At 72.1% G+C, this 24,784-nt stretch carries 28 protein-coding genes; 15 read left to right on the forward strand and 13 right to left on the reverse strand.

All coding sequences use genetic code 11. The features are described from left to right. Positions 1 to 38: 38 nt before the first annotated feature. Genes BLQ91_RS35515 through BLQ91_RS35525 form a run of 3 tightly spaced genes read right to left on the reverse strand, consistent with a single transcriptional unit; the run spans position 39 to position 2,739 of the window. Entirely contained in the window at positions 39 to 1,148 is a 1,110-nt protein-coding gene (locus BLQ91_RS35515) for an alanine racemase (protein ID WP_090104274.1), read from the reverse strand. After that, on the reverse strand, positions 1,145 to 2,077 hold the full coding sequence (locus BLQ91_RS35520; RefSeq protein ID WP_090104276.1) for an ornithine cyclodeaminase family protein: 933 nt from the start codon (positions 2,075 to 2,077) through the stop codon (positions 1,145 to 1,147). Before BLQ91_RS35520 ends, BLQ91_RS35515 begins: the two co-directional genes overlap by 4 nt. Then, positions 2,074 to 2,739, reverse strand: coding sequence for a helix-turn-helix transcriptional regulator (locus tag BLQ91_RS35525; RefSeq protein ID WP_245734142.1), 666 nt, complete (start codon positions 2,737 to 2,739; stop codon positions 2,074 to 2,076). Before BLQ91_RS35525 ends, BLQ91_RS35520 begins: the two co-directional genes overlap by 4 nt. Positions 2,740 to 2,901: 162 nt before the next feature. On the opposite strand from BLQ91_RS35525, the gene BLQ91_RS35530 reads away from it, so the two are divergent. Further along, the gene (locus tag BLQ91_RS35530) at positions 2,902 to 3,471 is read left to right on the forward strand and encodes a TetR/AcrR family transcriptional regulator (protein WP_090104280.1); all 570 of its coding nucleotides are present in this window, start codon (positions 2,902 to 2,904) and stop codon (positions 3,469 to 3,471) included. A gap of 39 nt (positions 3,472 to 3,510) precedes the next feature. Here the strand turns inward: BLQ91_RS35530 and trpA are convergent, their stop codons facing one another. Genes trpA through trpM form a run of 3 tightly spaced genes read right to left on the reverse strand, consistent with a single transcriptional unit; the run spans position 3,511 to position 5,966 of the window. Further along, positions 3,511 to 4,314, reverse strand: coding sequence for a tryptophan synthase subunit alpha (trpA, locus tag BLQ91_RS35535; protein WP_090104282.1), 804 nt, complete (start codon positions 4,312 to 4,314; stop codon positions 3,511 to 3,513). Next, positions 4,311 to 5,537 (reverse strand): tryptophan synthase subunit beta, encoded by a 1,227-nt coding sequence (trpB, locus tag BLQ91_RS35540; RefSeq protein ID WP_090104284.1) that lies wholly within the window; start codon positions 5,535 to 5,537, stop codon positions 4,311 to 4,313. Before trpB ends, trpA begins: the two co-directional genes overlap by 4 nt. Before the next feature lie 60 nt (positions 5,538 to 5,597). Further along, positions 5,598 to 5,966 carry a tryptophan biosynthesis modulator TrpM gene (trpM, locus tag BLQ91_RS43920; protein WP_425412575.1) on the reverse strand — a complete coding sequence of 123 codons (369 nt, stop codon included), beginning with the start codon at positions 5,964 to 5,966 and terminating at the stop codon, positions 5,598 to 5,600. On the opposite strand from trpM, the gene BLQ91_RS35550 reads away from it, so the two are divergent. Beyond that, positions 5,956 to 6,519 (forward strand): hypothetical protein, encoded by a 564-nt coding sequence (locus tag BLQ91_RS35550; protein ID WP_090104288.1) that lies wholly within the window; start codon positions 5,956 to 5,958, stop codon positions 6,517 to 6,519. The two genes, trpM and BLQ91_RS35550, sit on opposite strands and share 11 nt — an antisense overlap. Positions 6,520 to 6,588: 69 nt before the next feature. After that, positions 6,589 to 6,984 (forward strand): MerR family transcriptional regulator, encoded by a 396-nt coding sequence (locus tag BLQ91_RS35555; protein WP_342670688.1) that lies wholly within the window; start codon positions 6,589 to 6,591, stop codon positions 6,982 to 6,984. Between the two features lie 6 nt (positions 6,985 to 6,990). On the opposite strand, the gene BLQ91_RS35560 is transcribed toward BLQ91_RS35555, so the two are convergent. Together BLQ91_RS35560 and BLQ91_RS35565 are read right to left on the reverse strand one after the other, a co-directional pair. Further along, positions 6,991 to 7,908, reverse strand: coding sequence for an NADP-dependent oxidoreductase (locus BLQ91_RS35560; protein ID WP_090104292.1), 918 nt, complete (start codon positions 7,906 to 7,908; stop codon positions 6,991 to 6,993). A 90-nt stretch (positions 7,909 to 7,998) separates the two neighbouring features. Beyond that, positions 7,999 to 8,436 carry an Lrp/AsnC family transcriptional regulator gene (locus BLQ91_RS35565; protein WP_090104294.1) on the reverse strand — a complete coding sequence of 146 codons (438 nt, stop codon included), beginning with the start codon at positions 8,434 to 8,436 and terminating at the stop codon, positions 7,999 to 8,001. A gap of 160 nt (positions 8,437 to 8,596) precedes the next feature. Between BLQ91_RS35565 and pdhA the strand changes: the two genes are divergently transcribed. From pdhA to BLQ91_RS41840, 5 genes are all read left to right on the forward strand, one after another. Then, entirely contained in the window at positions 8,597 to 9,673 is a 1,077-nt protein-coding gene (gene pdhA / locus BLQ91_RS35570; protein WP_090104361.1) for a pyruvate dehydrogenase (acetyl-transferring) E1 component subunit alpha, read from the forward strand. Next, the gene (locus tag BLQ91_RS35575; RefSeq protein ID WP_090104296.1) at positions 9,673 to 10,662 is read left to right on the forward strand and encodes an alpha-ketoacid dehydrogenase subunit beta; all 990 of its coding nucleotides are present in this window, start codon (positions 9,673 to 9,675) and stop codon (positions 10,660 to 10,662) included. The genes pdhA and BLQ91_RS35575 overlap by 1 nt, the downstream gene beginning before the upstream one ends. Further along, positions 10,659 to 11,921 carry a dihydrolipoamide acetyltransferase family protein gene (locus BLQ91_RS35580; RefSeq protein ID WP_090104298.1) on the forward strand — a complete coding sequence of 421 codons (1,263 nt, stop codon included), beginning with the start codon at positions 10,659 to 10,661 and terminating at the stop codon, positions 11,919 to 11,921. Before BLQ91_RS35575 ends, BLQ91_RS35580 begins: the two co-directional genes overlap by 4 nt. 89 nt (positions 11,922 to 12,010) lie before the next feature. After that, positions 12,011 to 13,309: a phenylacetate--CoA ligase PaaK gene (gene paaK, locus BLQ91_RS35585; RefSeq protein WP_090104300.1), complete on the forward strand. Its 1,299-nt coding sequence runs from the start codon at positions 12,011 to 12,013 to the stop codon at positions 13,307 to 13,309. A 77-nt stretch (positions 13,310 to 13,386) separates the two neighbouring features. Continuing rightward, positions 13,387 to 13,557: a hypothetical protein gene (locus BLQ91_RS41840; RefSeq protein WP_176960130.1), complete on the forward strand. Its 171-nt coding sequence runs from the start codon at positions 13,387 to 13,389 to the stop codon at positions 13,555 to 13,557. 144 nt (positions 13,558 to 13,701) lie between these two features. Here BLQ91_RS41840 and paaZ read toward each other — a convergent pair whose 3' ends face one another. Next, positions 13,702 to 15,729, reverse strand: a complete 2,028-nt coding sequence (gene paaZ, locus BLQ91_RS35590; RefSeq protein WP_090104302.1) for a phenylacetic acid degradation bifunctional protein PaaZ — start codon at positions 15,727 to 15,729, stop codon at positions 13,702 to 13,704. A 107-nt stretch (positions 15,730 to 15,836) separates the two neighbouring features. Here paaZ and BLQ91_RS35595 point away from each other — a divergent pair, with 107 nt between their 5' ends. After that, positions 15,837 to 16,451: a TetR/AcrR family transcriptional regulator gene (locus tag BLQ91_RS35595; protein ID WP_090104304.1), complete on the forward strand. Its 615-nt coding sequence runs from the start codon at positions 15,837 to 15,839 to the stop codon at positions 16,449 to 16,451. Here BLQ91_RS35595 and BLQ91_RS35600 read toward each other — a convergent pair. Further along, complete coding sequence (locus BLQ91_RS35600; RefSeq protein ID WP_090104306.1) at positions 16,431 to 17,309, reverse strand: DMT family transporter; 879 nt, start codon at positions 17,307 to 17,309, stop codon at positions 16,431 to 16,433. The two genes, BLQ91_RS35595 and BLQ91_RS35600, sit on opposite strands and share 21 nt — an antisense overlap. Positions 17,310 to 17,373: 64 nt before the next feature. Here BLQ91_RS35600 and BLQ91_RS35605 point away from each other — a divergent pair, with 64 nt between their 5' ends. The 3 genes from BLQ91_RS35605 (at position 17,374) to BLQ91_RS35615 (ending at position 20,597) form a co-directional block, all read left to right on the forward strand. Next, positions 17,374 to 17,964: a TetR/AcrR family transcriptional regulator gene (locus tag BLQ91_RS35605; protein ID WP_245734144.1), complete on the forward strand. Its 591-nt coding sequence runs from the start codon at positions 17,374 to 17,376 to the stop codon at positions 17,962 to 17,964. Positions 17,965 to 18,244: 280 nt separating this feature from the next. Then, positions 18,245 to 18,874, forward strand: coding sequence for a LysM peptidoglycan-binding domain-containing protein (locus BLQ91_RS43505; RefSeq protein ID WP_090104310.1), 630 nt, complete (start codon positions 18,245 to 18,247; stop codon positions 18,872 to 18,874). Positions 18,875 to 19,106: 232 nt separating this feature from the next. Beyond that, positions 19,107 to 20,597 (forward strand): sensor histidine kinase, encoded by a 1,491-nt coding sequence (locus BLQ91_RS35615; RefSeq protein WP_245734146.1) that lies wholly within the window; start codon positions 19,107 to 19,109, stop codon positions 20,595 to 20,597. 44 nt (positions 20,598 to 20,641) lie between these two features. Here BLQ91_RS35615 and BLQ91_RS35620 read toward each other — a convergent pair whose 3' ends face one another. Next, positions 20,642 to 21,385: an SDR family NAD(P)-dependent oxidoreductase gene (locus tag BLQ91_RS35620; RefSeq protein ID WP_218130532.1), complete on the reverse strand. Its 744-nt coding sequence runs from the start codon at positions 21,383 to 21,385 to the stop codon at positions 20,642 to 20,644. 109 nt (positions 21,386 to 21,494) lie between these two features. Further along, positions 21,495 to 21,911 carry a MarR family winged helix-turn-helix transcriptional regulator gene (locus BLQ91_RS35625; RefSeq protein ID WP_090104316.1) on the reverse strand — a complete coding sequence of 139 codons (417 nt, stop codon included), beginning with the start codon at positions 21,909 to 21,911 and terminating at the stop codon, positions 21,495 to 21,497. Positions 21,912 to 21,993: 82 nt separating this feature from the next. Here BLQ91_RS35625 and BLQ91_RS35630 point away from each other — a divergent pair, with 82 nt between their 5' ends. After that, positions 21,994 to 22,821 (forward strand): SDR family NAD(P)-dependent oxidoreductase, encoded by an 828-nt coding sequence (locus BLQ91_RS35630; protein WP_218130533.1) that lies wholly within the window; start codon positions 21,994 to 21,996, stop codon positions 22,819 to 22,821. A 172-nt stretch (positions 22,822 to 22,993) separates the two neighbouring features. Here the strand turns inward: BLQ91_RS35630 and BLQ91_RS35635 are convergent, their stop codons facing one another. Next, positions 22,994 to 23,545, reverse strand: a complete 552-nt coding sequence (locus tag BLQ91_RS35635) for a DivIVA domain-containing protein (RefSeq protein WP_090104321.1) — start codon at positions 23,543 to 23,545, stop codon at positions 22,994 to 22,996. 96 nt (positions 23,546 to 23,641) lie between these two features. Here BLQ91_RS35635 and BLQ91_RS35640 point away from each other — a divergent pair, with 96 nt between their 5' ends. Further along, positions 23,642 to 24,010 (forward strand): YchJ family protein, encoded by a 369-nt coding sequence (locus BLQ91_RS35640; protein WP_090104323.1) that lies wholly within the window; start codon positions 23,642 to 23,644, stop codon positions 24,008 to 24,010. After that, on the forward strand, positions 24,007 to 24,684 hold the full coding sequence (locus tag BLQ91_RS35645; RefSeq protein ID WP_090104325.1) for a hypothetical protein: 678 nt from the start codon (positions 24,007 to 24,009) through the stop codon (positions 24,682 to 24,684). Before BLQ91_RS35640 ends, BLQ91_RS35645 begins: the two co-directional genes overlap by 4 nt. The last annotated feature ends 100 nt before the right edge of the window (positions 24,685 to 24,784 follow it).

Genomic DNA, 24,784 nt, shown 5'->3' on the forward strand with positions numbered 1-24,784 from the left:
TCCGGCGAGGCGGTGTGACCGCCTCGCCGGTCGGGTGGTCACCAGCCGCGGAGTCGTGACCAGGTCGCTTCGACGGTGGCGCCGCGGACGACGTGGTAGCGGTCGTGCTGCGCGGCGGTGGCGCAGGCGTGGTTGGGCAGGATCCGCAGGCGGGTGCCGATCGGCAGGTCGGGTACCGGCTGGCTGTCGCGCGTGCTGAGGATGCCGTGTTCCTGGCTCGCGCCGGTCATGAGCAGGCCGGGGACGAGGGTGCCGTGCGCGTCGGTGACGAGGCCGTAGCCCTGGTCGACGGCTTGGACCTGGGTGCCGCGGTCTCGTGAGGTGGCCATCCAGCCGCCATCGGTGAGGATCCAGTTCTTGTCGTGCCGATGGCCGATGACGGTGACGACGACGGAGAGGGCGAGGTCGTCGGTGGTGCAGACGCCGATGCCGGCCATGACGAGGTCGAAGAAGACGTAGTTGCCCGCGCGGACCTCGGTGACGCCGGTCAGGTCCGTTGCCGCGTGGGCGGTGGGGGTGGATCCGACGCTGACGATCGGGCACGGCAGGCCCGCGCCGCGCAGGGTGCCGGCGGCGGTGACGGCGACGTCGCGCTCGTGCTGCGCTGCGTGGTGCAGAGCTTGTGGTGTGCGAGCGAAGTAGGACTCGCCCGCGTGGGTGAGCACGCCGGCGAGGTTGTCGCCGAGGACGCGGCCGATCTCCACGAGTGCCGGATCGGTGGGTGCGACGCCGCCGCGGTGGCCGTCGCAGTCGATCTCGACCAGCGCCGGGACGCGGAGGTCCCCGTCGCGTGCGAACCGGGTCAGCGCCTCGGCCTGGGCGAGGGAGTCGAGCAGGACGGTGAGGGTCACGCCGAGGCGGAGCAGAGTGGCGACGCGGGGCAGTTTGTGCGGGTCGATGCCGACGGCGTAGAGGATGTCGCGGTAGCCCGCGTCGGCGAAGTGCTCGGCTTCGGCGAGAGTGGAGACCGTGATCGGTCCGCCCGCGTGGACCCGGTCGGCGACCTCGACGGACTTGGCGGTCTTGACGTGCAGGCGCAGCGGCACGCCCAGCGCGTGGAGGTGGTCGCGCAGCCTCAGGGCGTTGCGGTCCAGGCGGTCGGCGTCGACCAGGGCGAACGGCGTGCCCGGAGTGTCCACGGTGGTCATTCGGTGTCTCCTGCGAGGGCGGCGCGGTGCAGCAGCGCGGCGGCGAGGGTGAGGTCCTGGAGGGCGAAGCCGGAACTGTCGAACACCGTTGTGTCCTCGGGCGAGGTCCGACCTTCGGAGGCGCCGGTCAGCACTGCGCCGAGTGCCACCGGCACGGCCCCGGGAGCGTGCTGGAACTCGCCGATCGCACGGGACTGGTCCGGCAGGTCGCAGAAGAGCTTGGCGGAGCCGTGGATCTCGGTGGGGAGCTCCTGCTTGCCCGGTCCGTCGGCGCCCATGGCGGAGATGTGCGTGCCCGGCCTGACCCAGGCGGCGTCGAACAGGGGCTCGCGGGCGGTTGTGGCGGTGACGAGCACGTCCGCGGCGGTCACGCCGGTCCGGGCGTCGGCGGGGTCCGCGGGCAGGCCGGTCACGGCGGTCACCTGCGCGGCGAACGCCCGCGCCGCGTCGGCACGCCGGCCGACGACGAGGACGCGGTCGATCGGCCGCACCCGGCTGACCGCGCGGACCTCGTGCAATGCCTGGTGTCCTGTGCCGATCACGGTCAGCGTGCGCGCGTCGGGGCGGGCGAGCGTGGCGACGGCGAGCGCGTCGGCGGCGGCCGTGCGGTAGGCGTTGGCGGCCGCCGCCTCGACCACGGCGCGCAGCCTGCCGGTGGCGGGGTCGAGCAGGACGATCGTGGAGCTGTGGCGGGGGAGAGCGGTGTTGTCCGGCCAGAAGCTGCCGATCTTCACGCCGACGAGGTCGCCCGCGGACCCGGACTTGAGCGTGAACCTGGTGTGCGGCAGGGAGGAATGTCCGATCACGACCGGGAACGTCGAGCCGTCCGCGGTGGCCAGGAACGCCTCCCGGGCGGCGGCGAGTGCGAGGTCGTCGTCGACGAGCGCGGCCGACTCGGACTCGCTGAGGAAGACGGGGCTGTCGGTCACGGCGTGTCCTTCTTCAGTTCGGCGAGGTCGTTGTAGAGGCCGGTGCGGGAGATGCCGAGACGTGCGGCGATGCGGCCTGGTGCACCGCGCAGCGCGAACACGCCGGCGTCGTTCAGCGAGCGGACGAGCGCCAGTCGTTCTTCCCGTCCCAACGCCGCCACGGGCACCGCGTGCGCGCGCTCGGCGCGTTCGACGAGCGACTCCACGACCTGGTCCAGGTCGCCGGAGAAGTTCGTCGACGTGGCGGGGACCTGCTCCGGCAGCGCGGACAGGCCGAGCAGGTCGGAGAGCACGCCGGTGGCGCGGTTGATGGCCGAGACGTCGATGTTCACGCACAGCGCGCCGATCAGCGTCCCGTCCACGTCGCGCAACGGCAGCGTTGTGCACTTGAGCACCCGGCCGTCCTGCGCGCGGGTGAGGTAGCCGACCTCGTTGCGGGCGTCGTCCCCGGCGGCGAGGACGCGCAGGCCGATCTCGCTCATCGCGTCGCCGGCCACCCGGCCGGTCACGGAGCCCGCGACCGCGACGACCGACCGCTCCCGGTCGCGGTAGTCGTGCAGCACCACCTCGCAGCTGCGTCCGAAGGTGGCCGCGATGCCCTCGACCACGGGGGTCAGCGCGGCGAACACCGCGTCCGCGGTGCTGGAAGGGACGTCTGGCACGTCCGGCTCCTCCCGTTGTGAACAAACTGTCATTTTATGGACAAAGTGTCACACGTGGATGAGCTGCCGTGTCTGTGGTGCTCGCCACGGCGGAGAGGAACGAGACTCGTCGCGAAGGCCGACAAGGCGAGACTGACCGTTCTGTCCAGTACCATCGGCGCAATGGTGCACAACGGTCAGGTCTCCGAAGCGCGCTCGCGCCTGCTCGCCACGGCGTCCCGGATCTTCTACTCGGAGGGCCTGCACTCCGTCGGGATCGACCGGATCGTCGCGGAGTCGAAGGTGACCCGGGCGACGCTGTACCGGCACTTCGCGAGCAAGGACGACCTCGTCGTCGCCTATCTCCGGACCGTCGCGCGGATGGAGCGCGACCAGGTCGAGGAGGCGGCCGCCAGCGGCGGCACCGCGGACGAGGCGCTGCGGGCCGTGGCGCGGACCATCGCCGCGGGGATCGAGTCGGCCGGGTTCCGCGGGTGCGCCTTCCTCAACGCCGCGGCGGAGTTCCCGGACCCCGCACACCCCGTGCTCCGGACCGTCCTCGAGCACCGCGAGTGGTTCCTGCGCACCATCACCGGCCTGTTCGAGCAGAGCGACGCGAAGTCGGCCGCGGCCGCGGGCCGGCACTTCGTCATGCTCCGCGACGGCGCCATGGCGGCGGGGTGCCTGACCGACGCCGCGGAGGTCGGCGCGACCTTCCTCGCCGGTGTCGACGGGTTGCTGCGCTTCAAGTAGGACCGTGCCGGGCTCGCGGTGCGAGCCCGGCGCCGTGCCTCAGCCCGCGCGCACCCCGGCCGCCAGCTCCGCGGTGAGCTCCGCGAGTGCGGCCTCGCCCCCACCCGCGTCCAGGAGCGTTGCCACCAAAGCGGATCCGACGATCACGCCGTCGGCGAACCCGGCGACGTGGGCGGCCTGCGCGGCGTCCGAGACCCCCATGCCGACGCACACCGGCAGGTCGGTGATCGCGCGCAGCCTGCGGACCAGGACCGCCGCGGCCTCGTCCACCGCGGCGCGCGCTCCGGTGACGCCCATCAGCGCGGACGCGTAGACGAACCCGGTTCCGGTCGCGACGGTCTCGGCCAGCTGGGCGTCGGTGCTGCTCGGCGCGACCACGAACACCGTGGCGAGGCCGTGCTCCGCGGCGTGGTGCCGCCACTGCGCCGACTCGGCCACCGGCAGGTCCGGCAGCACGCAGCCCGCGCCGCCCGCCTCGGCCAGTTCGCGTGCGAACCGCTCGACGCCGTAGCGCGACACCGGGTTCCAGTACGACATCACCAGAACCGGTTTGCCCGTGGCGGCGTGGGCCTCCCGCACCGTGCGCAGGACGTCCGCGATCCGCACCCCGCCGCGCAACGCGATGTCGTCCGCCGTCTGGATGACCGGCCCGTCCAGCACCGGATCGCTGTGCGGCAGGCCGACCTCGACGACGTCCGCGCCGGCGTCGAGCGTCGCCAGGACCGAGGTGATCCCGTCGTCGACCGTCGGGAAGCCGGCCGGCAGGTAGGAGATGAGCGCGGCGCGGCCTTCCCGCTCCGCCCTCGCGAGCGTGTCCGTGAGGAGCTGGAGGTTTCCGCTCATCGCGCACCCGCCAGTCCGAAGTGGGCGGAGGCCGTGTCGAGGTCCTTGTCGCCGCGGCCGGACAGGTTCACGAGAACCAGGCCGTCCGGGCCGAGCTCGGCGCCGACCTGGAGAGCACCGGCCAGTGCGTGCGCGCTCTCGATCGCCGGGACGATGCCCTCGGTCGTGGCGAGCAGCCGGAACGCGTGCATCGCCTCGTCGTCGGTCACCGGGCGGTACTCGGCCCGGCCGCAGGAGTGCAGGTGCGCGTGCTCCGGACCGACGCCGGGGTAGTCGAGCCCGGCCGAGATCGACCAGGCCTCGGCGATCTGGCCCTCGTCGTCCTGCAGCACGTAGGAACGGGAGCCGTGCAGCACCCCCGGTTCGCCGGCCGTCAGGGACGCCGCGTGTTCACCGCTCTGCACGCCGTGCCCGGCGGCCTCGCACCCGACCAGGCGGACGGGGTCGTCGAGGAACGCGTGGAACAGGCCGATCGCGTTAGAACCGCCGCCCACGCAGGCGATCGCGGCGTCGGGCAGCCGTCCGGTCCGTTCGAGGAGCTGGCGGCGGGCCTCGACGCCGATCACGCGCTGGAAGTCGCGGATCATGGCGGGGAACGGGTGCGGCCCCGCGACCGTGCCGAAGAGGTAGTGGGTGTCGTGCGTGCGGGCGACCCAGTCCCGGAACGTCTCGTTGATCGCGTCCTTGAGCGTGCGCGACCCCGACGTCACCGGGACGACCTCGGCGCCCAGCAGCTCCATCCGCGCCACGTTGACCGCCTGGCGCCGCATGTCGGTCTCTCCCATGTAGACGGTGCAGGAGAGGCCGGTCAGCGCGCACGCGGTCGCGGTCGCCACGCCGTGCGACCCGGCACCGGTCTCGGCGATGACGCGGGTCTTGCCCATCCGCCGGGCCAGGAGTGCTTGGCCGAGCGCGTTGTTCACCTTGTGCGAGCCGGTGTGGTTGAGGTCCTCGCGTTTGAGGAAGACCCGTGCGCCGCCCGCGTGCCCGGCGAAGCGCGGCACCTCGGTGAGCGCGCTCGGCCTGCCGACGTAGTGGGCGAGGAGCTCCTCGAACGCCGCGATGAACGCGGGGTCGGCCTTCGCCCGTTCGTACTCCTCGGCGACCTGGTCGACGGCCGCGACGAGGGCCTGGGGGACGAACCGGCCGCCGAACGCGCCGAAGTACCCGTCGGCGCCGGGAAGGCTTCCGGGCGCGGCGGGGAAGAAGAAGTCGTGCTCCATGACGATGTGCTCCTGACCCGGGACGACCGGTCCCGGGTGGTGTCGTGAGTGGTCTGGGAGTCAGCGATCCCGCGCGATGCGCGGCGCACGACGCCATCGCATCCCGTTGACCTGGCCCGCCTCGGAGCCGATCACGTACCGCACCCTGCGTCCCAGCACGCGCCGGGCGGGCGCGCGGCAGCCACGCGGCCGGCGGCCACGGGCGAGACGGACGGTGAGGGGCACGGTTCCAGGTCTACCCGCAGCCACGGGGTTTCGGCAAGCGGATTGGCCGCGGCTCACGCGAAGTAGGTAGAACGTTCGGTCTTGACATCGACGCGGTACTCCCTTCAGGATGAGAAGAGATAGAACGTTCGGTCTTGTACCGTCGGCAACGACGGAACGGGTCCCGCCGTCCACGCCGAATCGAAGGAATCCTGTGACCAGCACCAGTTCCGCCGCGTCGTCCCTGCGTCGGCTGTACTTCGTCCGCGCCGCGTTCGCGCTCGTCTGGGCCGTCCCGGTCGCTTTGACCGGGGCCGGGCTCGGGCCGGTCGTCCTCGCACTCGTCGTGCTCTACCCGCTGTTCGACGTGGCCGCCGCGATCGTCGACGCGCGTGCTTCCAGGCAGTCGGAGAACGTGCTGGGCCTGTACGTGAACATCGCCGTCAGCCTGCTGGCGGCCGGGGGCGTCGCGGTCGCCGGTGCCACGTCCGGCACCCCCGGCATCCTCCTGGTGTGGGGTGCCTGGGCGATCGTCTCGGGCGTCGTGCAGCTGGTCGTCGGCGTCGGCCGGCGCCGCATGGGCGGTCAGTGGCCCATGATCCTCAGCGGTGGTCTGTCCGTGGGCGCCGGCACGTCGTTCGCCCTGATGGCCTCGCGGCCCGACGCCGTGCTCACCTCCGTGGCGGGCTACGCCGCGGTCGGCGGGATCTTCTTCCTGGTATCGGCGATCCGGCTCGGCTCGGCGGCGAAGGAGGCCCCCGCGACGGCCGCGGCCTGAGCCCGCGGCCGGAGTCGCATGTGGACGGTGACGCCGGGGTCACGGCGCAGGCGGGGTTACGCTGGACCCGTGACCACGACGCCTCCCGCCCCGACGATGAAGATCGGCGAGCTGGCCCGGCTGACGGGCGTCAGCGCCCGCTCCCTGCGGTACTACGAGCAGCAGGGGCTGATGCACAGCACGCGGTCCGTCGGCGGTCAGCGGCACTACGCGGCGACGGAGGTGGCCCGCGTCGAGGTCATCCGCCGGCTGTTCGACGCGGGACTGGGCAGCAAGGTGATCGCCCGGCTGCTGCCGTGCGTGGACAGCGACGACAGGATGATCGCCGAGGACGCGTTCACCGCCATGGTCGGCGAACGCGACCGGCTGACCGCCGACATCACCCGGCTCGTCGAGGCCAGGGCCGCGCTCGACGCGCTGATCGAGGGCAACACCCGCTACCGGCAGGGGGCCGACGCCGGCTGAGCCCGGTCAGAGGCCCAGGTCGATGACGAGCTTGCCCCTGGCGTGCAGCGACTCGACCAGCGCCAGCGCCTCGTCCGCCCGCGCCAGCGGGTACGTCCCGGTGATGTGCGGGTCGAGCTTCCCGGCGACCATCAGCTCCGCGACGCGTTCGAGGCCCGCCCGGTCGACCCGGCGTTCGACCGCCACCCCGCCGACCTCGGTGACGGACGGGTCGCCGACGGAGATGACCGTCCTGCCCAGAGGGGCGATCTCGCGCAGCGAGTCACCGCCGACGGTGTCGGCCACCGCGTCGAAACCGTCCGGGGCCTGCGCGCGCAACCGTTGCGCCACATCGCCTTCGGTGTAGTCGACGAAGGTCGCACCGGTCGCCGTGACGAGGTCGCGCTTCGCCGTGCTGGCCGTGCCCGTGACCACCAGGCCGCGGTCCCGCGCGAGCTGCGCCAGTGCGATGCCGACGCCGCCGCCGATCCCGTTCACGAGCAACGACGCCCCGGCGGGCAGACCGAGCTGGTCGAGCACGTCCAGCGCGGTGGTGCCGGCGACGGGGATGGTGGCCGCCCAGGTGGCGGGCAGCGCGTCCGGGATGCGGGCTGTGGAGGTGCCGAGCAGCAGCGTCGTCTCCGCGTAGGTGCCGGCACCGGTCAGCGCGAAGCCGGTGACCCGGTCGCCGACGGCCAGGCCCGTCACGTCCTCGCCGACCGCGAGCACGGTCCCGGCGGCTTCCATGCCGAGCACCTGGGGGAACGGCAGGTGGCCGTTCATCGCGGAGACGTGCCCCGCCCGCAGCTTGTGGTCGAGCGGGTTGACCCCGGCGGCCTCGACGCGGACGAGGACCTCGGCCGGGCCGGGCACGGGGACCTGCCGATCGAAGAACACCTGCACGCTCGCGTCACCGAAAGCCTTGTACCCCAACGCTTTGCTCATCGCGGATCACTCCTGCACCGTCGAACTGCGGACGCTTTCGACGCTATTCGTTGACACCGGTGTCAACTTCCACCCGATGTGACGCGAAGCTCAGTTCTCGGCGTCCTCGAAGATGAGGAACGTCTTGGTGGACAGCACTCCGGGGATCGTCTGCAGCTCCTCCAGGACCACGCGCCGCAACGCGTTGTTGTCCTGCGCCCTGACCAGCAGCATCACGTCGAACTCGCCGCCCATGAGCGCCATGTGCCGCACCTCGGGGATGGCCCGCAGCCGGACCTGCAGATCCCGCCAGTTGTTCTGCCGCACCGTCATCGCCACGTACGCCGACGTGGTCAGCCCGACCTTCACCGGGTCGACCCGCGCGGTGAAACCGGTGATCACCCCGTCCGCGACGAGGCGTTCGAACCGGGCGTAGGCGTTGGCGCGCGAGATCGTCACGCGTTCGGCCAGCGCGCGACCGGACAACCGGCCGTCCGCCTCCAGTTCGCCGAGGATCCGGCGGTCGATCTCGTCCAGTTCCGCGTCCACGTGTCTCACTCCCGAGGTGGAAAGCGCCGGTAACCGGTCCAACTGGACCGGCTGAATCGACGCACGAAGTCAATCGTCTCGCACTGTCGCGCGGATCTAGCCGATTGGCCACCGATCTTGTCAGCATTCGGGCCTGGTGGAACTGCTCGCGGAGGTGCGGATGAGTGCCGGTCAGCTCAAGGCGGCCATCACCCCGGCCCGGTTGCTCGACGAGACCGGCCGGCTGGTCAGGGGAGCGCCGAAACCGGACGCCGAGGCGCTGGCCGAGGGGTACCGCAAGCTCGTGTTCGCCCGTCGCCTGAACGAGCAGTGCGGCGCGCTGGTCCGGCAGGGACGGCTGGCCGTGTACCCGTCCTCGCGGGGGCAGGAGGCCTGCCAGGTCGCGTGCGCGTCGGTGCTCTCCGACGGCGACTGGCTGTTCCCGACCTACCGCGACACGGCCGCTATCGCCGCCCGCGGGGTGGACCCGGTCGAGGTGCTCACGTTGTTGAGCGGTGACTGGCACTGCGGCTACGACCCGAACGAGCACAAGGTGGCGCCCCAGGCCACACCGCTCGCCACGCAGCTGCTGCACGCGGTCGGCGTCGGGCACGCGGCGCGGCTCAAGGGCGAGGACACGGTCGTGATGGCGCTGTGCGGTGACGGCGCGACGAGCGAGGGCGACTTCCACGAGGCCTGCAACTTCGCCGCCGTGTTCCGCGCCCCCGTCGTCTTCTTCGTGCAGAACAACAAGTACGCGATCTCCGTGCCGCTCGCGCGCCAGTCCGTCGCGCCGTCGCTCGCCGCCAAGGCGATCGGGTACGGCATGCCCGGTGTGCGCGTGGACGGCAACGACCTGCCCGCGCTCGAGAAGGTGCTCGGCGAGGCCGTCGCCCGTGCCCGCGCGGGGGAGGGGCCGACGCTCGTCGAGGCGGACACCTACCGCGTCGAGTCGCACACCAACGCCGACGACGCCAGCCGCTACCGCACCGACGACGAGGTCACCGAGTGGCTCCCGCGCGACCCGTTGCTGCGGGTGAAGACCTACCTGACGGCGGTCGGCGCGCTCGACGACGCACGCGAGCGGGAGATCCACGCGGCGGCCGAGGAGATGGCGGCGGCGGTCCGCGCCGGAGTCGGTGCCGGGTCGCCCGCCGACCCCGGGGAGATCTTCGCGCACGTCTACTCCACCCCCACGCCCCAGTTGGCGCGGCAGCGCGCGGCTCTGCGGGCCGAACTCGACGCCGAGGAGGCCTGATGAGCGCCGGGAAGCTCACGATGGCGCAGGCGATCAACGCCGCGTTGCGCGACGCCCTCGCCGAGGACAGCTCCGTCGTCGTGTTCGGCGAGGACGTGGCCCAGCTGGGCGGCGTCTTCCGCGTGACCGACGGCCTGCACCGCGAGTTCGGCGAGAGCCGGGTCTTCGACACCCCGCTGGCCGAGTCCGGGATCGTCGGCATGGCGGTCGGCATGGCCATGAACGGCCTGCGCCCGGTCGTCGAGATGCAGTTCGACGCCTTCGCGTACCCCGCGTTCGAGCAGATCGTCAGCCACGTCGCGAAGCTCGGCAACCGCACGCGCGGCAAGGTGCGGCTGCCGATCGTCATCCGGATCCCCTACGCGGGCGGGATCGGCGGTGTCGAGCACCACTGCGACTCCTCCGAGGCCTACTACGCCCACACCCCGGGCCTCACGGTCGTCGCCCCGGCCACCAACGCCGACGCCTACGGCCTGCTGCGCGCGGCGATCGCGGGCTCCGACCCCGTGATCTTCCTGGAGCCCAAGAAGCACTACTTCTCCAAGGAGGAGGTCGACGTCGCGATCCCGGTGCCGCCCATCGGCCGCGCCGTCGTCCGGCGTCGGGGGAACGACGCCACGCTGATCGCCTACGGCCCCTCCGTGCCGGTGGCGCTGGCCGCCGCCGACCAGGCCGCGACCGAGGGCCGCGACCTCGGTGTGGTCGACCTGCGCTCGATCGTGCCGTTCGACGACGAGACCGTCTGCGCCGAGGTGCGCCGGACCGGCCGCGCGGTCGTCGTCGCCGAAGCACCCGGTTTCGCCTCGGTGGCCTCGGAGATCGCGGCACGGGTGGGGGAGCAGTGCTTCCACCACCTCGAGGCGCCCGTTCGCCGGGTCACCGGGTTCGACGTCCCCTACCCCGCGCCGAAGCTGGAGCACCACTTCCTGCCCGGCGTGGACCGGATCCTCGACGCCGTCGACACGCTGCAGTGGGAGGACGCCGCATGAGCACGCAGGTGTTCGACCTGCCCGACCTGGGCGAGGGGCTCACCGAGGCCGTGCTGGTCCGGTGGCTCGTCGGGACCGGTGACCCGGTCGCCGTGGACGAGCCCGTGGCCGAGGTCGAGACGGCCAAGGCCGTGGTCGAGGTGCCGTCGCCGTTCGGCGGCGTGGTCGCGCGGCTGCACGGCGAGGAGGGCGCCACCCTGCGGGTCGGGTCGCCCCTGATCTCGGTCGACGCCCCGCAGTCCGCCGCCGAGACCTACACCGAGGAGGAGCGCGCCGGGTCCGGCAACGTCCTGATCGGCTACGGGACCTCGCACGGCGGCACCTCGCGGCGCCGCAGGAGGAAGGTGGCGCCGGCGGACCGGCCCACCGCGTCCACGCGCGACGGAGAACGCCCCGCCGTGCAGTCGCCGATCGTGCGCCGCCTCGCCCGGGACAACGGCGTCGACCTCGGCACGCTCACCGGCACCGGACCCGGCGGACTCATCACCCGCCGCGACGTCCAGGCCGCGCTCGAACCCGTGGCGGCCGTGAGCGCGCCGGTCGGCGACGTCGACCGGCGCACGGGTCTGCCGATCCGCACCCGCGTGCCGCTCACGGGCGTGCGCAAGGCCGTCACCACCACGCTGTCGCGCAGCCGCACCGAGATCCCCGAGGCGACGACCTGGGTGGACGTCGACGCGACCGCGCTGCTCGAACTCCGCGACGAGCTGAAGGAGACCGGTGCGGCACCGGGGATCCTCGCGATGGTCGCCCGGTTCGTCGTGGCCGGACTCGCCCGCTTCCCCGAGCTCAACTCCCGCGTGGACACCGACCGCGACGAGATCACCCACCTCGACGGCGTCAACCTCGGTCTCGCCGCGCAGACCGACCGCGGCCTCGTCGTCCCGGCGGTCCGGGACGCGCACCGCCTGAGCATGCGCGGCCTCGACACCGAGATCCGCAGGCTCACCGCCGCCGCCCGCGCGGGCACCGCCACGGCCGCCGAGCTCAGCTCGGGTTCGTTCACCCTGAACAACTACGGGGTGCTCGGCGTCGACGGCAGCGCCGCGATCATCAACCACCCGGAGGTCGCGATCCTCGGCATGGGCCGGATCCTGCCTCGGCCGTGGGTGGTCGACGGGGAGATCGCCGTGCGGCACGTCGTGCAGCTGTCGCTCGTGTTCGACCACCGGGTCTGCGACGGCGGCACCGCGGGCGGGTTCCTCCGGTTCGTCGCGGACTGCCTGGAGAACCCGAAGTCGGCGATGGCGGACCTGTAGCGGCGAGGTGGCGCATCGCCCGGAAGCGCTCGGCATCGGCGCGCAGTTCGTCAACTATCCTGCCGCCGGCGGCAACCGAGGAGGACGCGATGCTGGACCTGAGCCCCCGGCCGGGGGACCTGGAGCCGATCGAGACCGCGTCGGTGGACGAGCTCCGGGCGTTGCAGCTCGAACGGCTGAGGTGGTCCGTCCGGCACGCGTACGACAACGTGCCGCACTACCGCTCCGCCTTCGCCGCGGCGGGCGTGCACCCCGACGACGTGAAGACGCTGGCCGACCTCGCGAAGCTGCCGTTCACCGCGAAGGCCGACCTGCGCGAGAACTACCCGTTCGGCATGTTCGCGGTGCCGCGCGAGGAAGTCGTGCGCGTGCACGCCTCCTCGGGCACCACCGGCAGGCCCACCGTCGTCGGCTACACCCGCGACGACCTCGACATGTGGGCCACCGTGATGGCGCGCAGCATCCGCGCCGCCGGCGGACGCCGGGGCCACGTCCTGCACAACGCCTACGGCTACGGCCTCTTCACCGGTGGCCTCGGCGCGCACGCGGGCGCGGAGAAGCTCGGGTGCACCGTCGTACCGGTGTCCGGCGGCATGACCGAACGCCAGGTCCAGCTGATCCGCGACTTCGAGCCCGACATCATCATGGTCACGCCGTCCTACATGCTCTCGATCATCGACGAGATGGAGCGCCAGGGCGTCGACCCGCGCTCGACGTCGCTGAAGGTCGGCATCTTCGGCGCCGAGCCGTGGACCAACGACATGCGCGCCGAGATGGAGCGGCGCCTCGACATGCACGCCGTGGACATCTACGGCCTGTCCGAGGTGATCGGGCCGGGTGTGGCGAGCGAGTGCGTCGAGACCAAGGACGGCCTGCACGTCTGGGAGGACCACTTCTACCCGGAGATCATCGACCCGGTCACCGGCGAGGTCCTGCCCGACGGCGAGGAGGGCGAGCTCGTGTTCACCTCCCTGACCAAGCAGGCGATGCCGATCATCCGCTACCGCACCCGGGACCTGACCCGGCTGCTGCCCGGCACCGCGCGGTCGACGCGCCGGATCGAGAAGATCACCGGCCGCACCGACGACATGATCATCCTGCGCGGCGTGAACCTCTTCCCGACGCAGATCGAGGAGCTGATCCTCAAGGTCCCCGCGCTGTCCCCGCACTTCCAGTGCGTGCTGAGCCGCACCGGCAACCTCGACGACCTGACCGTCGTGGTCGAGCACCGCGAGGACGCCGTCGCGGGCGACACGGCGGCGCAGCTCGAAAAGCTCGTGAAGAACTCCATCGGCGTTACGATCGCCGTGGACGTGGTCGCGCCGGGCGGGATCGAGCGGTCGGTCGGCAAGATGAAACGGATTGTGGACCGTCGCCCACCCAGGTGAATCCGCATGTCACCCCATCCAGCGATTTAGGCTGTTTGTGACGTGTTCCGTTATCTCGTCTGATCACCATGCACTGCATGAGCGGAACACCGATCTTCGACGAGCTCTACGCCAAGTACTTGAGTGGCGTGTCCGCGGCGCACGTGGCGGCACCGTCGGTCCCCGTGACCGCCCCCCGCGAGCCGACGTACGACCAGCTCGTGCCGCAGTACGCGGCCACCGCCGAGATGCCGGAGTGGCCCAGCTGAGCTGCCGGGCCCGGCTGCCGCGCAGGACCGTCGAGCAGATCCGGTCCGCGAACTCACCGGGCTCGCACCCCTCCGCCGGCGAAGTCCACTGTGGACGACCTGCTGCGCGGAGGGGAGCCGCTTTCCGCGACTCCCCTCCGGCGTTCAGCTCTTGGCCACCAGCGTCAGGACGTCGTAGGTGGCGACCGGCTGGGAGTCCTGGTTGGTCACCACGGCGTCCCACCGCACCTCGCCGTACTCGGCGTTGGTGCGCGGCGTGATCTGCTTGACCGTCAACGTGACCGCGATCGTGTCGCCCGCCTTGACCGGCGTGAGGAACCGCAGGTCGTCCACGCCGAAGTTGGCGAGCACCGGACCGGGGTTCGGTTCGACGAACAGCCCCGCCGCGAGCGACACCACCAGGTAGCCGTGCGCCACGATGCCGCCGAACAACGGGTTCGCCGCGGCCGCCTCGGGATCGGTGTGGGCGTAGAACGTGTCGCCGGTGAACTCGGCGAAGTGGTCGATGTCGGCGAGCGTCACCTGCCGCGTCCCGGACTCGACCGTGTCACCGATCTTCAGCTCCGCCAGCGACTTGCGGAACGGGTGCACCTCGTCGGCGACGCGCTTCGACCCGGTCGTCCAGCGGCCGGTGATCGCCGTGAGCATGTCCGGTGACGCCTGCACGGCGGTGCGCTGCATGTGGTGCAGCACGCCGCGCACGCCACCGAGCTCCTCGCCGCCACCCGCGCGGCCGGGACCTCCGTGCACGAGCATCGGCAACGGGCTGCCGTGCCCCGTCGACTCCTTGGCGTCGTCGCGGTCCAGCACCAGGATCCGGCCGTGCCACGGCGCCACGCCGAGCACGACCTGCCGGGCCACGGCGGGGTCGTGCGTGACGACCGACCCGACGAGGCTGCCCTTGCCGCGTGCGGCGAGCTCGACGGCCTCCGCGGTGGTGCGGTAGGTGATCACCGTGCTGACCGGGCCGAACGGCTCGACGTCGTGGGGTTCGCAGGCATCGGCGCGCGCCCGCAGCAGGACGGGGGAGAGGAACGCCCCCCGTTCGGCGTCCGCGCCGACGACGTCCACCCGGTCCGGGTCGCCGAAGACGATCTCCGCCGAGTTCCGCAGCGACTCGACGGCCTTGCGCACCTCGTCCCGCTGCCCGAGCGACGCCAGCGCGCCCATCCGCACGCTCTCGTCGGCCGGGTCGCCCACGGTGATCTTCGCCAGTCGTGCGGCGATCGCCTCCGTCACCTCGCCGGCGATCTGCTCCGGCACGATCGCGCGCCGGATCGCCGTGCACTTCTGGCCGGCCTTCACGGTCATCTCGGTGACGACGCCCTTGACGAAGAGGTCGAACTCGGGGTCGTCGGGCCGCACGTCGGGGCCGAGGATCGAGCAGTTCAGCGAGTCCGCCTCGACCTGCAGGCGCACGCCGCCGTGCTGGACGTTCGGGTGGTTGCGCAGGATTCCCGCCGTGTGCGCGGATCCGGTGAACGCCACCGAGTCCTGCTCGTCGAGCACGTCGAGCAGGCCGCGCGGGCTGCCGGACAGCAGCTGCAGCGACCCCTCCGGGAGGATGCCGGACTCGATGATCCGGCGGACCACGGCCTCGGTGAGGTAGGCCGTCTGCGACGCGGGCTTCACGATGCTCGGCAGACCGGCGAGGAACGCCGGCGCGAGCTTCTCGAGCATGCCCCACACGGGGAAGTTGAAGGCGTTGATCTGCACCGCCACACCGGGGCGCGAGGTGTAGATGTGCTGGCCCAGGAACGTTCCCTCGCGGCCGAGGCGTTCGAGACCGCCGTCCAGCACGACGATGTCGTTCGGGAGCTCGCGCACGCCCTTGCCGGCGAAGCTGAACAGCGTGCCGAAGCCGCCGTCGACGTCGACGAGCGAGTCGCGCTTCGTCGCACCCGTGCGGTACGACAGCTCGTACAGCGAGTCCTTCTCGGCGCTGAGGTGCTTGGCCAGCTCCTTGATGAGCAGCGCGCGCTGGTGGAACGTCAGCTCGCGGATCGCCGGGCCGCCGACGCGCCTGGCGTGCTCGGTCATCTGGCGCAGGTCGAGGCCTTCGCTCGACAGCCGCGCGACCTCTTCACCGGTCACCGCGTCGAGCAGCGGCTCTCCCCCGGCGTCGGCGCGGAACCAGCGGCCCGCGGCGTAGCTCTCCAGCAGTGCAGTCACAGTGCGGATTCCCTTCGCGGACCGTTGCCCTTCACGGCTCTCCCGTGCCACGGTATAACAGAACGTTCGGTCAGTAAATCGTTCGGAAGGGTAGGGGACTGGGCGGCATGGCCACGACGGAGAACGGCGGGACGAGGCGCCGCGGCCGGCCGGGCTACGACCTGGAGACGCTGCTCGTGGCCGCCGCGGAGCTGTTCTACGAACGCGGCTACGACGGCACCAGCATCCAGGACCTCGCGCACCGCCTGGGAGTCACGAAGTCCGCCCTCTACCACCACGTCCCCGGCAAGGAAGCGCTTCTGCGGCTGGCGGTCGACCGCGCGCTGGACGGCCTGTTCGCCGAGGTGGCGAAGCTCGACGCCGTGGGTGGCCGCGCGGTCGACCGCCTGGAGCACCTCGTCCGCGGCAGCGTCGCGGTCCTGGTCGAGCGGCTGCCGTTCGTGACGCTCCTGCTGCGTGTGCGGGAGAACAGCGAGACCGAACGCGACGCTCTGGCCCGCCGCCGCGAGTTCGACCAGGTCGTCACCGCGCTGGTGGCCGACGCGGCGGCCGAAGGCGACCTGCGGGCGGACGTCGACCCCGCGACGACGACCAGGCTGCTGTTCGGCATGGTCAACTCGGTCATCGAGTGGTACCGGCCGCAGGGCGGGCTCGGTGCCGCCGAGCTCGCGGACGCGGTGGTGCGCGTGGCGTTCGACGGCTTACGCGTGCGCGAGAGCTGACGACCGGTCGCGCTGCACGACGACGACCGCCGCGAGGCCGAGCGCGAGACCGAAGGCGGTGTGCGGGCCGAAGGGTTCGCCGAACGCGAGGGCGCCCCACACGGCCGTGACCGGAGCCATGAGGAACATCAGGGTGTTCACCTTCGTCACGCCCGAACGCCTCAGGATGACCCAGTAGAGCCCGTACCCGCCGAAGGTGGGCAGAACCACGAGCCAGGCGATCGCGCCCCAGAACGCGGGGTCCGCGGGCGGGGCCGCGGTGCCGGTGCCCAGGGCGAGCGCGGTGAACACGACAGCGCTCGTGAGGCAGTGGGTGGTCATGGCCACCGCGGGCGCCACCTCCGTGCGCGACCGGCCTTCCAGCAGCGTGGCCGCCACCAGCGAGAGCATGCCGAGGAACGGGACGAGGTAGGCCCACCGGTCCACGCCCGTGCCGGCCGCCGCGTCGGCCCCGGTGACGACCACGACGCCGCCCACGCCCAGGCACAGGCCGAGCCACTGCCTGCGCGAGACGTGCTGGTGCAGCAGCGGCCCCGCCAGCGCTCCGGCGACGAGGGGCTGCACTCCGTCGATCAAAGCCGTCGTGCCGCTGGAGACCCCGAGCTCGATCGCGTGGTAGACCGTCAGCAGGTACCCGCTCTGCGACAGGACGCCGATCACCGCCTGCCGGCCCACGTCCCGCGCGGTGAGACCCCGCCACCACCTCCCGGTGACCGCCACCGCGAGGAGGAGGACGGCAAGCGGCAGGAAACGCCACATCAGCACCGTGACAGCGGACGCGCTCCCCGCCCCGAGCTTCGCCCCGATGAACCCGGAGCTCCAGCAGAGCACGAAAGCGGCCGAGAGCAGGAAGTTCACCCACCACACCTCCCTATACCGATCTGTATACCCGCTGACTATACAGATCGGTATACTCGACGTCGTGGAGAAGCCGCGACGGATAACGCTGACCCCGGCCGCCCAGCGCGCCCTGGAGGCCGCCGGGAGGTTGTTCTACGAGCGCGGGATCCACGCCGTGGGCGTCGACCTGATCGCCGCCGAGGCCGGCGTCACGAAGAAGACGCTCTACGACCGGTTCGGCTCGAAGGAGCAGATCGTCGTCGAGTACCTGGCCGGCCGCGACGAGCGCTGGCGCGCCTTCCTGGACCGGTACCTGGAGTCCGCGGGACCGGACCCCGCCGCGCGCGTCCTGGCCGTCTTCGACGCGTCCCGCGACTGGTCGTCCGAGCACAGCCGCAAGGGGTGCGCCATGGTCAACGCCCACGCGGAGATCAGCGACCCCGCGCACCCCGCGCACCCGATCGTCGTCGGGCAGAAGGAGTGGATGCTCGCCCTGTTCACCGGGCTGGCCCGGGAGATCGCCCCGCAGCGGGCGGACGGGCTGGGCCGGACGCTCCTGCTGCTGCACGAGGGCGCGCTCGTCGCCCACGGCTTCGGCACGTTCCCCGATGCCGTCGACCTGGCCCGCGACCAAGCGGCGGAGCTGCTCCGGAACGCCCGTTCACGCAGCTAGGAGACTTGCCGCACCGGCCTGTGGACGTGTCCCGCACGGTCGGAGGCCCACGAAACCCCATTCCCGCCATCTTCACCTATTGAGTGATCTTGCCCGCGTACGGCGCTGCGAACTCGGCGAACCGTTCTTACGTTCCTGCCAGCGACCGCGAGGTCGCGGCACCACCAGGGCAAGCCGGCCGCTCACCTGTCCACCGGCGCACCCTGTCCCACGTCGCAGGACAAAACCCCGCCGGACAGGCGCTGCTGCAGGCGAGAGCGAGGCGGGGTCCGAAAGAGACATGCGCCCTCTCCGTGGTACCACCACCGTTCGCGCCCTGTTCATCGCCGTCTCGGCGGCGGCTCTCGTCACGACGGGCGCGGCGGTCGCCGCCGCCTCCCCGTCGGTCGACTGGGACCGGATCGCGCAATGCGAAAGCGGCAACAACTGGTCGACCAACACAGGCAACGGCTACTACGGCGGACTGCAGTTCAGCCCGTCCACCTGGAAGTCGCACGGCGGCACCGGCAGCGCCCACCAGGCGTCGCGCGAGGAGCAGATCCGCGTGGCCGAACGGGTTCTGCGCACCCAGGGACTGGGGGCGTGGGGCGTCTGCGGGCGGCGCGGCGGGACAGCCGTGAAGCCGCAGCAGCCGCAGTCGCAGCAGCAGAAGCAGCAGCAGCCCACCCGCCAAGGCCAGCGCCCGGTCGTCAGCAGGACCGTGCCGCGCTCGGTACCCGTGGTTCCGGTGGCCGCTCCGTCGACCAGCAACCCGGACGGTGACTACGAGATCAAGGCGGGCGACACCCTCAGCGGGATCGCCGAGGCGCTTCGCATCGAGGGCGGGTGGCAGGCGCTCGTCGCCAAGAACAGCCGCTTCCTGACCAACCCCGACCTGATCAAGCCGGGGCACAAGATCGCCACGAAGTGACGCCGGACGGCAGTGTTCTCCGGAAGTGAGCGCGGGGCCCGCACGCCGGGTCCCGCGCTTTTCCGCGCGTTGCGAGGGTGGGGATCGGGGCGTCCGCACGGCGAACCTAGGATTGCGCGACTCGACGCGGGTCGGGGGTTCGGCGCCTGCGCGCCGTGGTCGGGGAGGGGTCGTGCACGCGGAACCGGATTCTGTTGGCGCACTTGGTGGTCCGTCGTTGCGGCGGTGGTCCGTGTGGATCTCGGTGGCGCTCGTCGCGGTGTTGCTGGCGGCGACCGTGGCGGTGCTGCTGGCCATCGGCGAGCTCTCCCGCGCGCGGTCGCGGCTGCTGGACGTGGTCGGCCCGGCGGTGGTCAGCTCCCAGCAGCTCGGCGCCGACCTCGTCGACCAGGAGAACGGCGTCCGCGGCTACCGGCTCAGCGGCCAGGCGGACTTCCTGAAGCCGTACGAGAACGGGCTCGACCGGCAGACGGCGGCGCGTGCGACCGTCATGGTCCTGAACAGCCCGGAGGTCACCGAGCACGTCGCGGCCGTCGACACCGCGCTCGCCGCGTGGCGCAGCGACTACGCCGACCCCGCGATCGCCGCCGTCCGCGCGGGCAGCCCGGTGCCGGAGGAGGCGCTCGGCAAGCAGCGGTTCGACGCGGTCCGCACCGCGCTCTCGACGTTGCAGGCCGAGCTGGCGGTGCAACGGGCCGATGGGCGTGCGGCGCTCAACGACTCCGCGACCCGGATGGCGGTCACGTGCATCGTCGCGCTGGCGGTGCTGCTGGTCGCGGTGCTGGCCTGCGTCGCCGCGATGCTGGTGCACGTCGTGGGGCCGTTGAGCAGGCTGCGCCAGCAGGTCGGCCTGGTCGCGGGCGGTGAGTTCTCGCGCACGGTGACGGCCACCGGCCCGCAGGAGCTCCGCGCGCTGGGCCGCGACGTCGACACCATGCGCACGCGGATCGTCGAGGACCTGCATCAGACGCGGGAGCGCAACGCGGCCCTCGACGCCGCGACAGCCGAACTGCGCCGGTCCAACGCGGAGCTGGAGCAGTTCGCGTACGTCGCGTCCCACGACCTGCAGGAGCCGCTGCGCAAGGTGGCGAGCTTCTGCCAGCTGCTCGAACGGCGCTACCGCGACCAGCTCGACGAGCGCGCCGTCCAGTACATCGACTTCGCCGTCGACGGCGCCAAGCGCATGCAGTCGCTGATCAACGACCTGCTCGCCTTCAGCCGGGTCGGCCGGCACCGCGACAAGCACGTGGTCGTCCCCGCCGCCGACCTCGTCGACGAGGCGTGCCGCGACCTGTCCGAGGCGCTGGAGGAGTCCGGCGCCGTGGTCGAGGCAGGCACCCTGCCCGAGGTCGAGGGCGAGGCCCGGCTGCTGACGGCGGTGTTCCAGAACCTGATCGGCAACGCGGTCAAGTTCCGCGGCGACGAGGCCCCGCGGGTGCGGGTCGACGCCGAGGCGGGCGAGGACGACCAGTGGGTGTTCTCGGTGCGGGACAACGGGATCGGCATCGAGGAGCAGTACGCCGAGCGGATCTTCGTGATCTTCCAGCGGCTGCACCCCAAGGACCTCTACGCGGGCACCGGCATCGGGCTGGCGATGTGCCGCAAGATCGTCGAGTACCACGGTGGCCGCATCTGGCTCGACACCGCCGCCGGTCCCGGCACCACGATCCGCTTCACGCTGCCGCGGGTCGGGGCGGCCGTCCCCGCGCCGGTCGCCGGCTGAGAGGTCACCGCACGCGACGGCGACCTCGTGGCCGGCGAGCGGTGTCAGAGCCCGAAGCCGCCGGACACCTCGACGTCCTGCGCGGTGATCCACCGGCCGTCCTCACCCGCGAGCGCGGCGATCGCCACGGCCACGTCCTCGGGCTCGCCCATGCGCCCGAGCGCGGTCCTGGCGGCGATCACGGGCACGACCTCGGGGAACCGCTCGACGGCATCGCCGCCGAGACGTGTGCGGGTGGCGCCGGGGGAGACGGAGTTGACGCGGATGCCGCGCGGGCTGAGCTCCTTGGCGAGGTAGCGGGTCAGCACGACCAGCGCGCCCTTCATGGAGGCGTAGCCGGAGTAGCCGGGTTCGGCGAGCTGGGTGGAGCTGCTCGTCGTGTTGATCACCGCGGCGCCGTCGGAGAGCAGCGGCAGCAGCGTCTGGGTGAGGAAGAGCGGGCCCTTGAGCAGCACCCGGTAGAAGCGGTCGAACAGCTCCTCGGAAAGGTCCGGGAACAGCGCCGTCTCGGCGAAGCCCGCGTTGTTGACCAGCACGTCGACCGTCTCGCGGCCCCAGCCGCCGAGCACCTCGGCGACCCGGTCGCGGAAGGCCCCGAAGGTGTCGCTGCGGCCTACGTCCAGCGGCAGGGCCACCGCGGTGCCGCCGTCCCGCTCGACGGCCGCGACCGCGTTCCTCGCCCCCTCCTCGTTGGAGCTGTAGGTGAGGATCACGGAGGCGCCCCGCCGCGCCAGTTCCACGGCCGTGCTCCAGCCGATGCCGGAGCTGCCGCCGGTCACGATGGCCACTGACATTTTCCTACCGCCTGTTCGGTCTGCTTGTTTCGGTAGAACCAATGAGACCGGTTCAGGCGGTGGAATCCGAGATCGAAGCTCCCGGTTGCTTGCCTGATCCTCTCTAGGTGCGCAGGGCGCGGTTCAGCAGGGCGGTGAGCTGCCGCAGCTCGTCGGCGGTCAGTGCCCCCAGCGGGGTGTTCTCCAGCGCCGCCCGCAGCACCTCGTCGCGCACCCTGCGACCCTTCGCGGTCAGCACCAGCACGCGCGACCGGCGGTCGGCCGGGTCGACGGCGCGCTCCACCAGGCCCCGGTCCACGAGCTGGTTGCTCATGAACGTCAGGTTCGGGGCGTTGCAGTACAGGCGCTCGGCCATGACCTTCATCGACGGCGGCTGCTCGGCCGGGTCGATCGCCCACAGGGCCTGGAAGGTCGCCGTGGTCAGGCGGTGTTCGGCCAGCACCGGCGTGATCAGGTCGACGGTCCGCATCCAGGACTCGTGGACCGCGGCGACCGCCGCGGTGAGGTCGGACGCGGTCATGCCGCCATCCTACCGGTGTTTCGAGTCTCGAAGTATTCGTGCTAGCGTCGATGCTTCGAGACTCGAAGCAATGGAGGAACCTGTGAGCTACCGGGGAATGACCGCGCTCGTCACCGGGGCGTCGAAGGGGCTGGGCCGGGCGTACGCGCTGGAGCTGGCACGGCGGGGAGCGCGGGTGGTGGTGCTGGCGCGGTCGGAAGCCGGCCTGCGGGCGCTCGCGGCCGAGGTCCGCGAGCGGCACGGAGTGGAGGTGGAGGTGGTCGTCGCCGACCTCACGGCACCGGACGGGCCGGACCGGGTGCTGGACGCGCTGCGCGAGCGCGAGCTGCGCATCGACCTGCTGGTCAACAACGCCGGCGCGGGCAGCGCGGGGCCGTTCCTCGAGCGCCCGCTGGGGCCGCAGCTGACGTCCGTGGCGCTCAACGTGGACGGCCTGCTCGCGCTGACCCACGCGATCGGCGGAGAGCTGGTCTCACGCGGCTCCGGCGGCATCATCAACGTGTCGTCCATCGCGGCGTTCCAGCCGATGCCGTACCAGGCGACCTACGCGGCGACGAAGGCGTTCGTGCTGTCGTTCACCGAGGCGCTGGCCGAAGAGCTGCGCGGCACCGGGGTGCACGTCATGGGCGTGCACCCCGGTGCGGTCGCGACCGGGTTCTTCGACGGCACGACCGCCACGATCCACCCGATCGCGGACACGCCGGAGACCGTCGCCGCCCGCACCCTCGACGACTACGAGCGGCGGCGTGCGGCCTCCTACCCGGGCCGGGCGCTGACCAAGGTGGTGAACCGGGCCATGACCTGGCCCTCGCGCGTGCTGCCGCGCACCGCGGCGACCCGCGCCGCCCGTGCGCTGAACCGCAAGCTGGGCCTGCACGAGGTGGTGGACGTGGTCACGCCCTCCCGGTGACGTCGAGCGCCGCGCCGACGATGCCGCCGGGTGATCGGCACGAAGACGCTGATGGTGGTGGGGCGCGAGCGGCGGGCGCCGGGCGGCGGCTCGCGCTGAGCGCACCGCCCGGCCCCTGGCGGCCGGCCCGGCGCAGCCACCTCACGTGGCCCGCCGGGCTCGTCGTGGGTGACTACTCGATGTGCAGGTTCCGCACCTTGGCCTCCGCGACGATGCGTTCCGCCTCGTCCCGGGCGACGCTGCGCAGCTCGGCCAGGGCGCGCATCGCCTCGGCCCGGCGGGCCGACATCGCGAGCCGGAAGTCCTCGCGGACGCCCTCCCGCTCCGCAGCGGCCTCCTCGTCGAGCCTGCGGGCGCGCTGCTCCGCCTCGCCCACGATCATCAGAGCCTTGAGCTGGGCGTCCCTGATGACCTCCCGGCGTTCCTCCTCGGCCAGGGCGACCATGCGGGCGAGTCGTTCGGGCAGGCCCTTCGGGTCGATCGGCGTGAGGCAGATCCGGTGCAGGCCGTCCTGCAGGGCGGCGTTCTCCTCCTGGACCGTCGTCAACCTGGCGGCCAGGGCGTCCGCCCGTGCCTCCGACGCGTCGCGGTCGGCGGCGACCAGGCGCAGCTCGGCCTCCAGTTCGGCGACGTAGTCGTCCACCTCGTCGCGGTCGTAGCCGCGCCACCGCAGCCCGAACCACGTGCGCAGCGGTATGAGCTCAGTCCTGCTGTCGACACCCACCAGCCGTCTCCTCCGCCTCCCGCGAGTCAGTCCTGCCAAGGGGTACGTATGAGGCGCGCCATCGGTTCTATCGGGTTCACCAGGCATGATGGGCACGTGAACACCAAACTGTGCCCCTGCGGCACCGGCCAGTCCTATGTGGACTGCTGCGGTGCGCTGCACTCCGGAGCCCGCAAAGCGGCCACCGCCGAGCAGCTGATGCGGTCGCGCTACAGCGCTTTCGCCGTGTCCGACGAGGACTACCTGCTGCGCACGTGGGCCGCGAAGCACCGCCCCTCCAGCGCCGGGATCGACTCGACCGACCGCTGGCTGAAGCTCGAGATCCTGGCCACCGAGAACGGCGGGCTGCTGCAGAACGAGGGCGTCGTGGAGTTCCGGGCGCACTACGTCGGGGGCGTGGTGCACGAGCGGAGCAAGTTCGTCCGGGAGAACGGCCAGTGGGTGTACGCGGAGGGCCTCGAATGAGCACCGTGACGGTCGCGAGCAGGTTCAACGGGCCGCCCGGGATGGGCAACGGCGGCTACTCGGCGGGGCTGCTCGCCGCGCACGTCGCGGCGCCGGCCGTGAGCGTCCGCCTGCGCAGGCCGGTGCCGCTCGACCGCGAGCTGCGGGTCCGCGACGGGCAGCTGCTCGACGGCGAGACCGTGATCGCGTCGGCCGAACCCGCCGCGCTCGACCTCGACGTCCCCGCCGCGCCGACGATCGACGAGGCGCTCAAGGCGTCCGCGAAGGTGCCGTGGCGCGACAAGCACCCGTTCCCGACGTGCTTCGGCTGCGGTCCCGGCCGCGAGGACGGCATCGCGGCGCTGCTCGGGCCGCTCGACGGCCGCGACGAGTGGGCAGGGGTGTGGCGGCCCTCCGACGCGCTGCCGAACGACGGCGAGCACGTGCTGCCCGAGATCGTCTGGGCGGCGCTCGACTGCCCGTCCGCCCAGCCCGTCGCCCCGGACGGGGGACCGGCGTTCGTGCTCGGCACGTTCGTCGCGCAGGTGGAGGAGCCCGTCGCGCTCGGCGTCGACCACGTGCTCCTCGCGTGGGAACTCGGCCGGGAGGGGCGCAAGGCGTACTCCGCGTCCGCCATCATCGGTCCCGACGGGGTGTGTGGCCGGGCGCACGCCGTCTGGGTGTCGGTCGGATGACCCCAAATAACCCGACTGGGTGACAAGGGGTGCGGCGCGTCTTGATAGCGTGCACCCCCGTTGCCCGATTGAGCCGAAAGGGCGAGTGACCGGGATGGCA

Origin of the sequence: Lentzea jiangxiensis, from assembly GCF_900104175.1 — a bacterium.
Taxonomy (GTDB): Bacteria; Actinomycetota; Actinomycetes; order Mycobacteriales; family Pseudonocardiaceae; genus Lentzea; species Lentzea jiangxiensis.

Excerpts from the sequence above, each read along its gene's own strand:
- trpA (WP_090104282.1), bottom strand. The coding sequence starts at position 4,314 with ATGAGCGGAAACCTCCAGCTCCTCACGGACACGCTCGCGAGGGCGGAG.
- BLQ91_RS35575 (WP_090104296.1), top strand. The coding sequence starts at position 9,673 with ATGAGCGCCGGGAAGCTCACGATGGCGCAGGCGATCAACGCCGCGTTG.
- BLQ91_RS35645 (WP_090104325.1), top strand. The coding sequence starts at position 24,007 with ATGAGCACCGTGACGGTCGCGAGCAGGTTCAACGGGCCGCCCGGGATG.
- trpB (WP_090104284.1), bottom strand. The coding sequence starts at position 5,537 with ATGGAGCACGACTTCTTCTTCCCCGCCGCGCCCGGAAGCCTTCCCGGC.
- paaK (WP_090104300.1), top strand. The coding sequence starts at position 12,011 with ATGCTGGACCTGAGCCCCCGGCCGGGGGACCTGGAGCCGATCGAGACC.
- BLQ91_RS35625 (WP_090104316.1), bottom strand. The coding sequence starts at position 21,911 with ATGACCGCGTCCGACCTCACCGCGGCGGTCGCCGCGGTCCACGAGTCC.
- BLQ91_RS41840 (WP_176960130.1), top strand. The coding sequence starts at position 13,387 with ATGAGCGGAACACCGATCTTCGACGAGCTCTACGCCAAGTACTTGAGT.
- BLQ91_RS35530 (WP_090104280.1), top strand. The coding sequence starts at position 2,902 with ATGGTGCACAACGGTCAGGTCTCCGAAGCGCGCTCGCGCCTGCTCGCC.
- pdhA (WP_090104361.1), top strand. The coding sequence starts at position 8,597 with ATGAGTGCCGGTCAGCTCAAGGCGGCCATCACCCCGGCCCGGTTGCTC.
- BLQ91_RS35560 (WP_090104292.1), bottom strand. The coding sequence starts at position 7,908 with ATGAGCAAAGCGTTGGGGTACAAGGCTTTCGGTGACGCGAGCGTGCAG.
- BLQ91_RS35580 (WP_090104298.1), top strand. The coding sequence starts at position 10,659 with ATGAGCACGCAGGTGTTCGACCTGCCCGACCTGGGCGAGGGGCTCACC.
- BLQ91_RS35595 (WP_090104304.1), top strand. The coding sequence starts at position 15,837 with ATGGCCACGACGGAGAACGGCGGGACGAGGCGCCGCGGCCGGCCGGGC.
- BLQ91_RS35515 (WP_090104274.1), bottom strand. The coding sequence starts at position 1,148 with ATGACCACCGTGGACACTCCGGGCACGCCGTTCGCCCTGGTCGACGCC.
- BLQ91_RS43505 (WP_090104310.1), top strand. The coding sequence starts at position 18,245 with ATGCGCCCTCTCCGTGGTACCACCACCGTTCGCGCCCTGTTCATCGCC.